Origin of the sequence: Coprococcus sp. LG101-27 (assembly GCF_027695515.1) — a bacterium.
GTDB classification, from domain to species: domain Bacteria; phylum Bacillota; class Clostridia; order Lachnospirales; family Lachnospiraceae; genus Allocoprococcus; species Allocoprococcus comes.
The window spans coordinates 147,929-163,174 of sequence record NZ_JAQEUJ010000004.1; the positions used below are offsets into that span (position 1 = coordinate 147,929).

Annotated in this window: 13 protein-coding genes; 3 read left to right on the forward strand and 10 right to left on the reverse strand. The window is 42.1% G+C overall.

Features of this window, described 5'->3' with window-relative positions; all coding sequences use genetic code 11:
- Positions 1-132 precede the first annotated feature (132 nt).
- Entirely contained in the window at positions 133-2,280 is a 2,148-nt protein-coding gene (locus PG766_RS05600; RefSeq protein WP_117822800.1) for an ATP-binding protein, read from the reverse strand.
- 113 nt (positions 2,281-2,393) lie between these two features.
- Between PG766_RS05600 and PG766_RS05605 the strand changes: the two genes are divergently transcribed.
- A complete protein-coding gene (locus tag PG766_RS05605) occupies positions 2,394-3,080 on the forward strand; it encodes a response regulator transcription factor (RefSeq protein ID WP_008371972.1) in 687 nt (228 codons plus the stop codon).
- Between the two features lie 303 nt (positions 3,081-3,383).
- On the opposite strand, the gene citG is transcribed toward PG766_RS05605, so the two are convergent.
- The 9 genes from citG to PG766_RS05650 form a co-directional block, all read right to left on the reverse strand.
- Positions 3,384-4,310 carry a triphosphoribosyl-dephospho-CoA synthase CitG gene (citG, locus tag PG766_RS05610; protein WP_008371973.1) on the reverse strand — a complete coding sequence of 309 codons (927 nt, stop codon included), beginning with the start codon at positions 4,308-4,310 and terminating at the stop codon, positions 3,384-3,386.
- A gap of 55 nt (positions 4,311-4,365) precedes the next feature.
- Positions 4,366-5,925, reverse strand: a complete 1,560-nt coding sequence (gene citF, locus PG766_RS05615; RefSeq protein ID WP_008371975.1) for a citrate lyase subunit alpha — start codon at positions 5,923-5,925, stop codon at positions 4,366-4,368.
- Between the two features lies 1 nt (position 5,926).
- Positions 5,927-6,826, reverse strand: coding sequence for an aldolase/citrate lyase family protein (locus tag PG766_RS05620; RefSeq protein WP_008371977.1), 900 nt, complete (start codon positions 6,824-6,826; stop codon positions 5,927-5,929).
- Positions 6,826-7,125, reverse strand: coding sequence for a citrate lyase acyl carrier protein (citD, locus tag PG766_RS05625; RefSeq protein WP_044998939.1), 300 nt, complete (start codon positions 7,123-7,125; stop codon positions 6,826-6,828). Before citD ends, PG766_RS05620 begins: the two co-directional genes overlap by 1 nt.
- Before the next feature lie 102 nt (positions 7,126-7,227).
- A complete protein-coding gene (locus PG766_RS05630) occupies positions 7,228-8,667 on the reverse strand; it encodes a serine hydrolase domain-containing protein (RefSeq protein ID WP_118199702.1) in 1,440 nt (479 codons plus the stop codon).
- An 86-nt stretch (positions 8,668-8,753) separates the two neighbouring features.
- Positions 8,754-10,049, reverse strand: a complete 1,296-nt coding sequence (locus tag PG766_RS05635) for an SLC13 family permease (RefSeq protein WP_270590582.1) — start codon at positions 10,047-10,049, stop codon at positions 8,754-8,756.
- Between the two features lie 169 nt (positions 10,050-10,218).
- Complete coding sequence (locus PG766_RS05640) at positions 10,219-11,154, reverse strand: LysR family transcriptional regulator (protein WP_173817067.1); 936 nt, start codon at positions 11,152-11,154, stop codon at positions 10,219-10,221.
- A gap of 142 nt (positions 11,155-11,296) precedes the next feature.
- A complete protein-coding gene (locus PG766_RS05645) occupies positions 11,297-11,836 on the reverse strand; it encodes a beta-class carbonic anhydrase (RefSeq protein ID WP_055246440.1) in 540 nt (179 codons plus the stop codon).
- A gap of 167 nt (positions 11,837-12,003) precedes the next feature.
- Complete coding sequence (locus tag PG766_RS05650; protein WP_118199705.1) at positions 12,004-12,867, reverse strand: LysR family transcriptional regulator; 864 nt, start codon at positions 12,865-12,867, stop codon at positions 12,004-12,006.
- 208 nt (positions 12,868-13,075) lie between these two features.
- Between PG766_RS05650 and PG766_RS05655 the strand changes: the two genes are divergently transcribed.
- Both PG766_RS05655 and PG766_RS05660 read left to right on the forward strand, forming a co-directional pair.
- Entirely contained in the window at positions 13,076-13,765 is a 690-nt protein-coding gene (locus PG766_RS05655; RefSeq protein WP_118199706.1) for a DUF6198 family protein, read from the forward strand.
- Positions 13,766-13,939: 174 nt separating this feature from the next.
- The gene (locus tag PG766_RS05660) at positions 13,940-15,199 is read left to right on the forward strand and encodes a dihydroorotase (RefSeq protein WP_118199707.1); all 1,260 of its coding nucleotides are present in this window, start codon (positions 13,940-13,942) and stop codon (positions 15,197-15,199) included.
- Positions 15,200-15,246 lie beyond the last annotated feature (47 nt).

Here is a 15,246-nt window from a genome sequence, read left to right on the forward strand (position 1 = left end):
ATGATTCCATTATAAAAACCCAACCTTACACTCTTACAGATTCCTCCTTACATTTTGTTAAGGTAAATCTTTAAAAGTATTAAGGTTGGGTTTGTCTTATCTTACACCTTACAGATATCTGCGTCTTTTTTCTTATACCGGCTGGTTGGCACGATTCCGAATTGCCTCGAGAATTGCGGTATCCGATACCGGTTTTTCTACATATCCGTCAATGATTCCTTTCTGCCGGGCCTCTGCCACCTCACGGCTGACTCCATCAATAATAATAAGCTTCAGCATGTCCGGATATCTGCCTGCAAGCGACATACAGAAATCCACTCCACTGCAATCCTCCATCGTCTCGTCTACTACCAGTACATCTGCCTCCTGCTGTTCCAGACATTTTTGTAGTTCTTCTCTTTTCATACAGGTCTGAATCTGGATCCCAATCTTCTCAAAATTCTTTTTCAGCAGTTGCAATACCTTTGCATTGTCATCTGCCACCACGATCCGATAATCCTTTCTGGGAATATTCTGCACAATCTGTGGCATATGCTCTGTATCCAGTACCGGAAGGTAGATATGAAAGGTACTTCCTTCTCCTTTTTTGCTCTCTGCATAAATATATCCCTTATGTGAAGTAATAATCTGCTCCGCAAGTGCCAGTCCAAGTCCGGTACCCTCTCCCCCTTTTTTCGTTGTAAAAAATGGATCAAAAATCTGACGCAGCGTCTCTTTATCCATTCCACACCCATTATCTTTCACCTGGATATGGATATATTTTTTCCATACATCCGAAAGCTTTTCAATCACTCCCTGAGCCAGTTTTTCTTTTTCTTCTGAATGGCAGGATATTCTGATATTTCCTTGATTTTTTCCAATCGCATGCACCGCATTAACGCAGACATTTAAAAGCACTTGGTTCAGCTGTGTCGCATTTCCAAGGATCATTTCATCATCTACACAAAACTCACTTTCCATATGGATCAGAGGCGTACAGACAGATTCCATCATCCTTTCTGCACGCGTCATGAATTTCTTTATCGAAATATTTTTATAAACGGTCTCTACATTCTTTCGACTCAGGGACGAAATCTGGCGCACTACATCCTTTGCTTTTTCCGAAGCCTCATAAATTTCTTTTGCACTGTCCTGTTCTTCTGATCCTTCCGGAAGTTCCATCATCAGAAGCTCTGCATATCCCATGATCGGAGTCAGAAAATTATTGAATTCATGTGCGATACCACCTGTCATAGTTCCCATGATCTGAAGTCTTTGCTGATGTGCGATACTCTGCTCGCTCCGATGCATTTTTTCCAACTGCTCATTCAGTTCTTTCAGATCATTGATCTCCCGCACAGCTCTTCTCATATCACGCATCACTCTGCCAAATAAGACAACCGCAATACCGGCAGCCAACAAAATACCAACAAAAATACATACCATTTTCAAGAAACCTTCAGCTATCGGTTCGTACAGATCATCGTAGTCGATCACCGCACTGACTACCCAGAAGCTGTCTCCGATCTGAACCGGAGAATATGCACTGATTTTCTGTACTCTCGGACGTTTTTCATTTGTCCACCAATACGAATAATAATGAGAAATACCTTCTTTTCTCTTCTTCTGATCCTCAATCATCTTCTCCAGACTGGAGTAATCCAGATCCGGATACATTTTCTTCCTTCCTGCAATAACCGGAATTCCCCATTGTTCTTTCTTCGGATGCATGATGATCGTTCCTTCTGCATCTTTGACAACAATGTATCCATTCGTTCCGATGTGAATTCCCGAAATCAGTTTCTGATAATATTTTTCCGCATCGATCATCAGACAGATCTTTCTCCCATCCTTCAAAACACGCTTATATACATTATAGATTTTCCCACCTGTATCTTTTTCCATATAAATGCTATTCTTTGCCGAGCTTTGAGTGAGCAGCTGTGAACTTACAATCTGTACATCCTTGACACTCTCTGAAAGCTTTCCCTGTTCGTCTTCCAGGTACAGATTCGTGATAAAACTGGTCTGTGTGTCTATAAATTCCCGATATAGTTGTTTTGCCTCATCCTGCGGTCTGTTCTCTGCTGTTTTTGCAAGAAAGCTTAAACTTTCCTCATATTCCTCTGTGGACATCGCCATATTTTCACTCAGGATTCTGGTTGTCAGGAGCATCTGTTCCTCCTGGTTCTGCATCAAAGTATCTCTGTACTTTTTCCAGACACCAAATCCTGCAAATACAAGAATTACGATTAAAAAAAGTGGAATCGCAGCAATCAGTGTCTTTTTGTTTTTCTTCATACATTCTCGTCCCCGGTTTGTTATCAATTGACTTGTTCTCTTTCTAATATTATAATGTTTTTTATAAGTTGTATAGAATTTATTGAAATTTTTACTTTTGGGAGGTTGCCTCAATGGCTGACAAAATACTGATCGTAGATGATGATCCGGCAATCTGTAAGCTGCTGGAAAAAGTAATGCACAGCAATGAGCTGGAAACAACAACAGTAAACTGTGGCATGGATGCTCTGTCCATCCTGAAAAATCATACATTTGACCTGATCCTTATGGATATCATGCTGGGAGATATGGAAGGGTTTGAAGTTATCAAAAGGCTTCGCAATCAGGGGATCAGTACTCCGGTTATGATCGTCAGCGGACGTAATGAAGACTATGATTCTCTGTACGGGCTTTCACTTGGAGCGGATGATTATATCACTAAGCCGTTCCGACCGCTTGTACTTGGTGCCAAAGTAAAAGCACTGATCCGCCGCAACAAGAATCTGGTACTCGACAATTCCGATACTCTGGAATGCGGTCCATTCAGCTATGATACCACAACCATGCGTTTTTACAAAAATGGCGAAGAACTTATCCTTTCTTCCAAGGAGTCTGCACTTCTTCTGCTTTTTATGAAGCATCCGCAGCAGGTTTTCACCAAGGATATGATCTATGAGCATGTCTGGGGCAATACGGTTGCCGTTGATGACAATGCGATCATGGTCTACATCAACCGGCTTCGTGGTAAGATCGAGGACGACAGACAGAATCCGGCGTATATCCTGACAATCCGCGGACTGGGATACCGGTTTGTTCCGTAAACGACCTTTTCATCAAGAAGAGGCTCCATCCAGAATCTTCTCCTAATAAAAAAGAATGTGCCTCGGCACATTCTCGCGCCGAGCGCGGTCGCTTGCGACATTCTTCATCTTCGTGCGAGTGCGCATCTCCGGCACGCAGTGCCTTTTATTTCATAGGAAGTTCCTTTGGAATTTCCTATGAAATAAAAAGATGACTTTTCACCCACTCATTTGTGAAAAGTCATCTTTTTTATTCCTCACCAGTCTGGTGCAGTCCATATTCATGGCAGAAAATTTGATTCCCGTTCTCAGTTATTATACGCTCTATTTTACAACTGGAAAGAGGTTCAGGATTGCCCCGTTCTCGTTTGGAATTTTATTGCACAGCATCGCAAGAAACAGTGAGGTGGCAAGTAGATCGGCACACCCACCCGCGCTGATACCACGCTTTATATAATCCGCATCCATGCGGATCAGTTTGTCTAACGCATCTTCTGAGTAGGCTCCGCCTTCCTCCAGAAACTGCATCGCTTCCATCTGTACCTGATAGAGTACTGACGGATTCTTTCTCGATAAAATGTTGGAATCCTGCACCCGGCTCATCAGTGCAAAAAGGATCTGTAATTTGATCCGGTTCCACTCCATTCCCCGCAAAAGTCCATCCTCCAGTACCGGAAGCGCAATATGAAAAACAGATGGGTATCCGGCAAGCGCTTCCCCGCGAATCCCTGTAGTCCCGTATTGTACGAGATTTTTCTCACCGTTACTTTTCGCAGGTTCCTTTCCCAACATCTCAATTTCGGCTCTTAAGATCCTGGCAGTCATCTTCTGCTCCATCCGAAGGATGGATTGCAAAGTAACCGTTCCGTCTTCCTGGATACATCTTCCCGCTGCCGCACTGAATATTCCAAGGGTAAAGATCATCCCTTTATGTGTATTCACATGTCCGGTTGCCCGATACATGGCTTCCTCCGCAAGCATTCCGGTCTTACGGATTTCACGGAAAAGATCTTCCGGCGTACAGGTCAGCTGATATCCCTGGTATGCCATTCTGACAAACCACGGATACAACGCCTCTGCACTTCTTTCAAAGGTCTGCACATCCATATCAGTGTGGGCACCACAGGAATACGGATCTACAAGCCCCGGTTTGGGAACCGTATAGACTTCCTCAAGCAGCGCCTGATACGCCATCCGACCAATCGATTCTGCAAAGTATTCTGCTTTCTCTACCGCCTGATTCTTTCCCATACGGTTCTCCTTTTATATCCAATTGCCAATAACCTGTAAGTTTTCCGATCAGAATTTAATCATCAAATTCAAACGGCTTAATCTGACGGACAACATCCATGATGGTACCGTCACGGCTTTCAATGACACCGACAACACGATCTCCAAACTGTACCTTCTGTGGTTCCCCCGCGATAGAGTAAGCGATATCACGTAATTCTTCGATGGTCTTAAACGGAAGGTCTACATCTTTCATTGCTTCGATCAGATCCTGTCTCTTCGGATTGATTGCAATACCATAATCTGTGATGACAACGTCTACACTTTCTCCCGGTGTTGTGACGGTTGTTACGTCTGTACAGATTGCCGGTGTTCTTCCCTGAAGAAGCGGTGCGATAACGATGGCACATTTTGCTCCGGCTGCTGTATCCGGATGTCCACCCTGCGCTCCTGTAATCATACCATTAGAATCTACAACAACGTTACAGTTGAAGTGTACGTCAACTTCCAGAGCTGCAAGAATTACGAAGTCCAATTTATTGACAACTGCCCCCTTGTTGAACGGGTTCGCATACTCACCTGCACTGATCCGGAAATGATGCAGATCTTTTACAGATTCTACGGCTGCAAGGTCAAAGTCCTGTGTATCCAGAAGTGCATCTACCTGACCGTTGATCAGAAGGTCACACATCGGCTTTGTAAGACCACCCACACCAAAACGCATGCGGATATTTCTTTCTTTCATTACCTTTGCAAGTGAAATAGTAGATGCGATAGAAGCTCCGCCGACACCTGTCTGATAAGAGAATCCATCTTTGAAATACGGTGTATTTACAACGAACTGTGTACAGTAATCGGCCATCATCAGCTTTCTCATATCTGTGGTCGGTTTTGCTGCACCTGTTGCGATCTTCTTCGGATCACCGATCTGGTCTACTTCTACAACATAGTCTACCTTTGTCATTGAAATATGTGCCGGAAAGTTCGGAAACGGAACCATGCAGTCTGTGATTGCTACGACTTTGTTTGCATGGAAAGCATCTGACATTGCGTAGGAAAGTACACCACAGTCAGATTTTCCACCGATACCACGGCAGTTACCGTACTCATCACAGGTAGGAGTTCCGATAAATGCGATATCGATCTGTGTCTCACCTGTTACCAGGGCACGTACACGTCCGCCGTGGGAACGCATGATCGCAAGACCTTTTAATTTACCATTGGAAATAGCTTCTCCGATCTTTCCACGCACACCGGATGACTGGATATTTGTAATGGTTCCATCTTCAATATACTCTACCAGAGGATCATGTGCTTTTCCAAGAGAGCTTGCACAGATAGTAATGTCCTTGATCCCCATATCATGGATCTCTTTCATTACCATATTTACAACGTAATCCCCTTCACGGAAATGGTGATGGAAGCTGACTGTCATACCATCTTTAATGCCACATTTTACAAGAACATCATGGATACTATCTACCATCTTGCTTCCGTTGGAATTGATCACACATTCTACTTCCGGTCCGTGTTTTTTATAGACATGTCCGTCAAAATGATGCACACCCTGAAATACTTCTTTGCCAGTTGCTTTTAAAATCTCTTCCGGGATATCTCTACCTACTGCGTTAATCATCTTATAAATCCCCCTTATACACACCTGAAGCTTTTGCAAGCTCGATTGTTCTCTTTGCTCCGTCATAGAAAGCGATATCGATCATCTTACCGTCTACTGTAAATACACCGATTCCCTGTGCTTTCTTTGTATCAATTTCACGGACAACTTTTTCTGCGAAAATGATATCTTTCTGTTTTGGTGTAAAGATTTCATGTACAATGTTGATCTGTCTTGGGTTGATGATGGATTTTCCATCAAACCCCATCAGGTGGATATTTTCAACATCCTGACGGAAACCATCCATATCATCAAGGTCTGTGTATACAGTATCAAAGCACTGTACACCAGCTGCTCGTGCTGCGATCACCATGTTCTGTCTTGCTCCCATAAGCTCGATTCCGGTTCCGGTGATGTGTGTCTGAAGGTCTTTGGTGTAATCTCCGCCGGAAAGGGCAATACCAAAAAGTCTTTCAGAAGATTCGCAGATATCAAGTGCACGCATCACGCCTCGTGCTGATTCAATAGCTGCCATGATCAGAACGCTTCCTTCTTCGCGTCCAAAATCTTTTTCAGCCTGAACAACTTCTGCTTCTACCACTTTTACATCCTGTGCGGATTCTGTCTTTGGAATACGAATCGCATCACAGCCACCTGCTACTGCGCAGCGGATATCTTCTTTCCAGTAAGGAGTGTCCAGTCCGTTAATTCTGACAACACGTTCACATCCTCTATAATTAATCGTCTTAAGTGCATGATAAAGAGAAAATCTGGCTGCATCTTTCTGGTTTTCTGCAACCGCATCTTCCAGGTCAAGCATGATGGAATCCGGTTTGTAAATATAAGGATCCTTGATCAGTCCCGGTTTCTGTGCATTTAAAAACATCATAGTTCTTCTAAGTCTTTTTTTATTCGGATTCATTATCTGATCGCACCTCCCCACGGTAAATCTTCAATCTGTCCTACCGAACGGTAAACAGCTGCTTCGATTCTTGCTTTGATCGTACAGTCAAGGGCTCCTTTATCTACGATTGTAAGCTTTACATTATCGATTCCCAGATTTTCCAGTGTTTCATAAGCTACTTTCTTAATCTGGTTTCCATACTGATTGATCACTGCGCTTTCCAGTGAAAAATCAACTTTTCCTTCTCCGGCTTCTACTGTTACCTGGCAGTCACTGGATTCTAATGTTCCTGCAATTGCAGGTTTCTTGATTTCCATTCGTGCTTCCTCCTTAACATCCATTTGCATTAGTATTTGCTTCGTTGTGTTTATCATAGGGCTCTTACCTTACAGAAACACCTATGGTTTTCTTAATAATTGTTAAGATTCGCATATTTTTGCTGTTACAACTGGTCTTTCCAGTGCCTGTGAATTCATATTCACCCAGCGTTTCATATATACCCTGTCTTCTTTCCATTCAAAAGACACATGATCAAAAAAAGCCATCTCCGGATAGCGCCATTCCATCATCAACACATTTTCTGATTTCCAGTAAGCACATGCAGCAATTTTCATTTCATCCATCTCATACTGATGGTGCAGATATCCACCTGTCATAGAGGTTTCCCCATGAATCCAACAGTCCAGTCCTGCTTCTACAAAATGTGTTCCTCTGTTATCTTTCATCCAGAATATTACTTTATCTTCTAAAAATTCCAGACCTGTTTTTTCTATTCTATCTTCATTCTCAAAAGGTTCCATTTCTATTTTCCGATTTCCTGAAACCATTTTGTTACTGACAGATCTGTTTTTATTTTCCAGAGACATTCTGAGACCTTTATTTTTTAATACATTCCACATCTTTTCAGCGAAATTTCTTTCTTCTTTCATCGGATCCAAAATCTCTTTTTGAATCAGTTCCGTCTCCAGGTAATTACTGTCTGCCGCAGTAATAGCAATTACCATATTTTGTTCCGGAACAATCGCACAGGTCTGCCCAAACATTCCATCTGCACACCAGATATCACCCGTATGTGTCCAGTGAAAATTATAATCTTTTTCTCCTACTTTCCTTGGTTGTGGATCTTTTTTACCGAGTGCAAGATTCACCCAATCAGCACTTAATAATTGTTTTTCTCCCCATTTTCCTTGATTCAGATAAAGTAACCCAAGTCTGGCCATTCCTTCTACCGTAATGCTCACACCATTTCCACCTGAACAGATTCCTTCCGGACTTTCTCCCCAGCTAAACTTCTCCAGACCAATGTACGGTGCCAGTTCTTCTTCGATCAATTGATGGCATGTTTTTCCTGTAATACGCTGTACGATCGCTGACGTAATATAAGAATTCCCACTTGAATACATAAATTCACTTCCCGGCTCTTTTACAAACGGTACTTTAAAATATGCATCCAGCCAGCTGGTTTTTAATGGTCTCCATTCATTTCCACCTATACTTCTTTCCTGTCCACTGCGCATCGTAAGTAAATTCCGTATCGTAAGCTTCTGAAGATACTCATTTGCTGCCTCACGATATTCCGGAAAATAATCAAGTACCTTATCCTCCAGCTTTATGAGTCCTTTTGTATATGCAATTCCCGCCGCTGTATTTGTAAAACATTTTGTAAAAGAATGGACAATATGTGGGATTTCCTTCCGATACGGTTCATTATATGCTTCAAATATAACTTTATTGTTTCTCAAGATCATGATTCCATGGATCTCTGCTTCTCTTTTTTCCATCTCGTTCAGAAAATTAATAATATATTCTGATGATACGCCTTCCTCTTCCGGAGTTGAATAGGTTAATTCTTTGTTCATGCTGCCACCTCATCTAACTTTATTTTAAACTGGAAACGGGGGACAAAATTTTGCCCCCTTTGTTATACATAACTCTTTTCTGTCTTTTAAAAGAACGGGAATACCAATGGAAGAATTCCTACACAGCATATAAAACTGATAATAACCAATGGCCATCCAAATTTTGCAAAGTCAGTAAATTTTAAGTTTGTAAAGATCATTAATGTCTGATTTGTTCCTGATGCGATCGGTGTCAGGAAAGAGCATCCTGCTCCGATTGCAATTGCAAGAACAATTGCCTGTGGGTTTGCTCCCATTGATTCTGCAATAGAGATCCCAATCGGGGCAAGTACTCCTGCGGTTGCCATATTGTTCATAAACTGTGTTGCAATTGCCGATCCAAGGAACAATACTGCTGTGATCAGATACAGATTTTTCGTATCTCCAAGAATACTCAGCACAACAGCTCCAAACACTTCCCCAAGTCCACTGTTCTTCATAACTGCAATGATCAAATTGATACCTGCACAGAAAAGTACCATATCAACATCGAATGAAGTGATTACTTCTTTTGGTTTTACAACAGTTGTAAGAACCGAAACCGCGATCAGTGCATATCCGATAAAATTCGGGTTCACTGTAATATCTGTAAGCGAATCCAGAATCAGAGCAAGTACAAATAACAGGAAACTGATTCCTACAACCATCTGTTTCTTTTTCATCTCAGGTGTAATTTCTGTAGCTGCCTCTATCTCTGAATTGCTTGGCACTGTTTCCTCATAAGACGGGCACCAGCGGTTCATCACGATCATATAGATTCCACCCAGGATAAAAATCGGAATACCTACCCAGGCAAAATCAAACATGCCAAAAAGCTTAAGTCCAGCTTCTTCAAGCGCTGTATTTGCATAAATATTTGTCGGTGTTCCAATCAGGGTACAAGCACCACCTAAAGTACTTGCATAAATTACAAACAAAATCATTTTTGAATGACTGATCTTATTTTTCTTAGCTATACTGAAAATCACCGGCAAAAATGCCATTGCAACATAACTGTTCTGCAGAACAAATGATACCAGTCCTGATGCAAGATAAAGAATTGCAAAAATTAACATTTCTTTTTTCTTTCCACTTACATTACCGGTTAATTTATCTAAAGCATTTCCCATTACGATATCAAGCCCTGTTGCAGCAATCATTCCTGAAAACATACATATAATTGCCATCAGATGAAAACTTGAACTGCTTAACACGGCATATACTCCGTCTGCATCCATTGTTCCTGTAAATACAACGATCGGTGCCATGATCAAAAAACAAAACCAGTTTGGTAATTTTGGCGTTGCAAGAACTGCAACGAAAACTATTAATGTCAGAATCGCTCCTATTGTAGCCATACTCATCTTTCTTTTCCTCCGTATCCATATACAATAAGCTTTTTCGGAGTGCGCTTTTCCAAAAACTCTCATTCTTCTCTTATATGATGTTTACCGGCTCATCACGTTAATCTTATTATAATTGTCTGTTACTGTTTTCACCAATGCCAAAAGAAAATAGGGGTATAGCTTCATGCTATGCCCCTATTTCTCCATTTATTATTTTCTCTTTCAAAACAGATATACAGTACTTTTCCTGTCTGGAAAGGATTTTATTTTTCAAATATATAATACCTGTTTTTGTCTTTTTTACCTTGTTTTTTCCAATGCAAAAAAAATCAATATCTTTTGTATTTGTTATGTATGGAAGAAATACTTCTGATATAAAACAGAATCCCATTCCTCGCTCCAAGGTCTGCATTGCAAGCATCGAACTGTTTACGATCATCTTTGGCTTCAATTCTTTTCCATATTCTTCAAATATCTGATCGATCTCTTGTCTGACATAACAGGAATTGTCCTGGATAATAAACTCATTCGGCATCATCGAAATATCCATCCATGGATATTTTTCACCTTCTCTTTTTTCTGCTTTCTGAAGCATCATATACTTCTTTGGAACTGCAAGTAACATATAATCTTCTACAATAAAATCAAATACGATAGAAGAATCCTTTTCACTCAGATCCGGCCCTATTGCCAAGTCATAGGTCCTGTTTTTTAAGCCTGGCAGGATTTCCTTAGCCATGACATTTGAAAATGATGCTTTACACCCGATGTATTTTTTACTGATCTTCTCCTGAACTTCCATTACCAACAAAAGACTGGCGCTTAGAGACATGCATACATGTATTTCCTGTTCTTCAGATAATTGAAGTTCCTTTAATTCATGCTCCATTGTGCTGTTTAAACGTTTGATTTCTTTTCCATACTCAACATAAATTTCACCAGCCTCTGTCAGACTGATTCCATTCGATTTCCGCTCGAAAAGTAAAATTCCAAGTTCCTGTTCCAGACTGGATATAAATCTGCTGAGTGATGGTTGTGAAATATATAAAAGTTCAGCGGCTTTTGAAATACTTTTGCATTCTGCAACCGCTAAAACATAGGTAAACGATTTTAAATCATCCATTTTTATCCTCATCCTCCTGTGATCTCACTAAACAGATTATAGACTTTTTTATTTCAAAAGCGCAAGACTTACTTTTCCTCCATAAAACTCCTCACAGTACCACCTTGCTGTGAGGATCTCTCTTTTTCTTTATTTCTTTTCCTTACACTTCCGTAAGTTCTCCGGTCTCAGAATCCATAATGAATCCCTTGATCTCAATATCCTTCGGCATCAATGGATGTGTCTTCAGTGTATGCACAGTCTCTTCTACCGACTTCTCCACAGATTCAAATCCACCCAGCCATTTTTCCAGATCAATTCCGCTGTGTCTTACGATATCAATATGTTCTTTGTCGATTCCGCGCTCTACCAGTTCTCCTAACAGTTCATTTCCATCCATTCCCTGCACACCGCAATCCGTATGTCCAATGACCATAACCTGCTCCACACCAAGCTCCAGAATGGCAACCAGAAGGCTTCTGACCACACTTCCGTATGGATGTGTAATGACTCCACCTGCATTCTTGATAATCTTCGCATCTCCGTTTTTCAGTCCCAGCGCTGCCGGAAGAAGCTCTGTCAGACGGGTATCCATACAGGTCAGCACGGCAAGCTTCTTGTTCGGGTACTTGCTGGTCAGGTACGGCTCATAACCTTTATTTTCCACGAATTTCTTATTATACTCTACAATCTGTTCTATCATCCTGTGTAACCTCCCATTTGATTTTCACAACGATATTTCATAAAACAGATTATAGACTTCTTCTCTCAGAAAGTGCAAGGTTTCTTAACGAATTTTAATGAAGAATCTTCTGTCATTTGTTATCATCCACAGCAAATTTCCCACTGTCTTTACCGCATCATAATCCATCAGGTTATTGTCTTCTTCCAGTACCGGAAAAATGCATCCTCCTGCTCTGAACGGATTCCATACTTTCTTCGCGCAATGTAGAATTTGGAATTCCACCCTGAAGTCTTCACCGGAATCGTCACCACATTGTGCAGCCGCACGATATCCATATACGGCAATACGGCAATCCCGAATCCATTCTCCACAAGTCCTGTGATAACTTCAATCTCTTCCGCAGCACACACCGGCTTTACCTTCATCCCTTCCTCTGCAAAAATCTGCTCCTGCAGAGTACGGAAACCGCTGGTCTTGGAAAACATGATCTGAGGGTATCCGTCTGTCTCCTTCAGACTGATCCGTTCTCTATTTTCAAGCGGATGCCCCTTCGGAACAACTACCGCGATATACGAATCCCGAATCGGATAATACTCGATTTCATCCGATTTCAGAAGATCCGAGCAGAAGCCGATATCATATTTTCCATCCAAAAGTCCTTCTGCGATCTCCGGTGTCATCCGGTTGTAGATGATAAATGGAAATGTCGCCCCAAACTCTTTCAACATATGTGGGATCGTCCCCGGCGCCAGAGGATACACACTGCCAATCCGTACTGTCTTCTCCTCCGTCCGAAGTCCTGCCGCCCGCTCTTCCAGACGAAGATACGCTCCCAGAATTTCATCCACATCCTTCATCAGTTCTTTACCGTAACGGCTGAGACTTACATTCCGCCCTTCCTTCTGAAAAAGCGGGACTCCATACTCTTCTTCTAACGATTTGATTGCGTGGCTGAGCCCCGGCTGTGAAATATTCAGTGCCTTTGCCGCCTTTCCATAATGCTGGATTTTTGCCAGCTCTGAAAAATATTTTAAATATTCGATATTCATATATTCCCTCTGTTATCTTTCGCAGTCATCTTATTTTTCAAAATCAACTCTTTACTTTCCATTATTTTAACATATTCCATTCTATTTTAGAATTAGTACATTCAAAATAATCATTTGTTTTTATCGGTTTTCTTCATTATAATGAGAAACAGCTTAAATATAAAATTATTGTAAATTATTATCTATCAGGAAAGAAGGATTTGTACCTATGAATAAGAAAAAATTTCATCTGGCCGGAGAAGTCGCTCTGCTCATCGTCCTGCTGATCAATTCACTCGGCGTGGATCTGATGTCAAAAAGCGAATTCGGGATCTCAACGATCTCCTCAGTGCCGCTTGTATTTAACATCGCCTTCCCGGTGTTCAGTTTCGGAACATGGAATTATATTTTCCAGACACTGCTTGTCATTACACTGATGATCCTCAAGCGTTCATTCTGCCCCGGCTACCTTTTCTCTTTCGTAGTCGGGATCGGATTTGGAAAAATGATCGACGTACACAACGCATGGATCCAGGCTCTGCCGAACTCCCTGCCTCTTCACACGATTTATTTCCTGGCAGGATTCTTACTGATGTGCTTCGGTATCTGCCTTGCCAACAACTGTATGCTTCCAATCATCCCGACGGATATCTTCCCTCGCGATCTGTCCGGTATTGTAAAAAAGAACTATAAAATCGTTAAGACAACCTTCGATCTCACCTGTCTGACGACTACTGTGGTTCTTTCCCTTGCAATCCTCCACGGATTCTACGGCATCGGAATCGGCACTGTCTTCTGTGCATTTCTGACTGAAAAAACCGTTTCCGCCATCCAGAGTTTTCTTGGAAAACACGTGGAATTCTACCGTGCAACTGGGAAGAAGAGAGTTGCTCTTGAAAAGAATATGAGACATGCATAAAAGAAAAAAGATTTCAATTTTGATACATACCAGATCGGATACATCAAAACTGAAATCTCTTTTGGATTCTGTAGCCAGTCTTATTTTCTCAACTTCTCCTGTCGCATTGACAAACCTTTTTCCCATCCCGTATACTAGAAGCAGACTAATATCCTGCAAGGAGGCTTAACTACTATGATTATCAAAAACGGACTTGTCATCGATCCTGCTTCCGGACTTTCCGAAAAAATGGATCTTCTGATTGAAGATGGCATCATCAAAGAAATGGCATCCCTGATTACAAAAGAAGGAGAGGAAGTCCTTGACGCAGCCGGGCTTGTGGTTGCACCGGGACTGATTGACACCCACGTTCATTTCCGTGATCCGGGATTTACTTATAAAGAAACCATCCACACCGGCGCACTTGCCTCTGCAAAAGGCGGTTTTACTTCCGTGATCTGCATGGCAAATACTTCCCCGACTGTGGACTCTGTTCCGGTTCTCAAAGACAACCTGGAGCGTGCTTCCGAAGAAAAGATCCGTATCTTCCAGGCTGCTTCGATTTCCTGCAACCTGAAAGGGCAGGAAGAAACCGATATGGACACCTTAAAAGAAGCAGGCGCATGTGGATTTACCGATGACGGGATCCCGCTTCTAAACGCAGAATTCTGCTTCCACGCAATGGAAAAGGCGGCAAAGCTTAACGTACCGGTCAGCCTTCACGAAGAAGATCCTTCTTTCATCCGCAACAACGGAATCAGCCACGGAAAGGTATCCGATGCGCTTGGCATCTACGGTTCTCCTTCCATTGCAGAAGAATCTCTGGTTGCAAGAGACTGCATGCTGGCACTGAAATCCGGCGCCGATGTTGTGATCCAGCATATCAGCTCCGGTATCTCTGTCGATCTGGTTCGTACTTATAAGAAAATGGGTGCAAAACTTCACGCCGAAGCCACACCGCATCATTTTACACTGACGGAAGACGCAGTCCTTGAGCATGGAACACTTGCGAAAATGAATCCGCCGCTCCGTACCGAAAAGGACCGTCAGGCGATTATTCAGGGACTTGCAGATGGAACCATCGACTTGATTGCCACCGACCATGCACCGCACAGCAAAGAAGAAAAAGCAAAACCAATCACCGAAGCTCCAAGCGGAATCATCGGTCTGGAGACTTCCCTTGCCCTTGGCATCACAAGCCTTGTAAGACCGGGACATTTATCTCTTATTCAGCTTCTGGAAAAGATGACCATCAATCCGGCAAAGCTTTACCACCTTCCATACGGACAGCTCGCCGAAGGAAAGGCAGCTGACCTTGTGATCTTCGATGAAAACGAATGTTGGACTCCAACCGAGTATGCATCCCTTTCATCCAACTCACCATTTACCGGAACGCCTATGTATGGCAAAGTGAAGTATACGATCTGTAGTGGGAAAATCGTATATCATGATTAAAAAAAGGGGGATGTGAAAAAACTCGATTGAGTTTTTTTACATCCCCC

Excerpts from the sequence above, each read along its gene's own strand:
- PG766_RS05600 (WP_117822800.1), bottom strand. The coding sequence starts at position 2,280 with ATGAAGAAAAACAAAAAGACACTGATTGCTGCGATTCCACTTTTTTTA.
- PG766_RS05605 (WP_008371972.1), top strand. The coding sequence starts at position 2,394 with ATGGCTGACAAAATACTGATCGTAGATGATGATCCGGCAATCTGTAAG.
- citG (WP_008371973.1), bottom strand. The coding sequence starts at position 4,310 with ATGGGAAAGAATCAGGCGGTAGAGAAAGCAGAATACTTTGCAGAATCG.
- citF (WP_008371975.1), bottom strand. The coding sequence starts at position 5,925 with ATGATTAACGCAGTAGGTAGAGATATCCCGGAAGAGATTTTAAAAGCA.
- PG766_RS05620 (WP_008371977.1), bottom strand. The coding sequence starts at position 6,826 with ATGAATCCGAATAAAAAAAGACTTAGAAGAACTATGATGTTTTTAAAT.
- citD (WP_044998939.1), bottom strand. The coding sequence starts at position 7,125 with ATGGAAATCAAGAAACCTGCAATTGCAGGAACATTAGAATCCAGTGAC.
- PG766_RS05630 (WP_118199702.1), bottom strand. The coding sequence starts at position 8,667 with ATGAACAAAGAATTAACCTATTCAACTCCGGAAGAGGAAGGCGTATCA.
- PG766_RS05635 (WP_270590582.1), bottom strand. The coding sequence starts at position 10,049 with ATGAGTATGGCTACAATAGGAGCGATTCTGACATTAATAGTTTTCGTT.
- PG766_RS05640 (WP_173817067.1), bottom strand. The coding sequence starts at position 11,154 with ATGGATGATTTAAAATCGTTTACCTATGTTTTAGCGGTTGCAGAATGC.
- PG766_RS05645 (WP_055246440.1), bottom strand. The coding sequence starts at position 11,836 with ATGATAGAACAGATTGTAGAGTATAATAAGAAATTCGTGGAAAATAAA.
- PG766_RS05650 (WP_118199705.1), bottom strand. The coding sequence starts at position 12,867 with ATGAATATCGAATATTTAAAATATTTTTCAGAGCTGGCAAAAATCCAG.
- PG766_RS05655 (WP_118199706.1), top strand. The coding sequence starts at position 13,076 with ATGAATAAGAAAAAATTTCATCTGGCCGGAGAAGTCGCTCTGCTCATC.
- PG766_RS05660 (WP_118199707.1), top strand. The coding sequence starts at position 13,940 with ATGATTATCAAAAACGGACTTGTCATCGATCCTGCTTCCGGACTTTCC.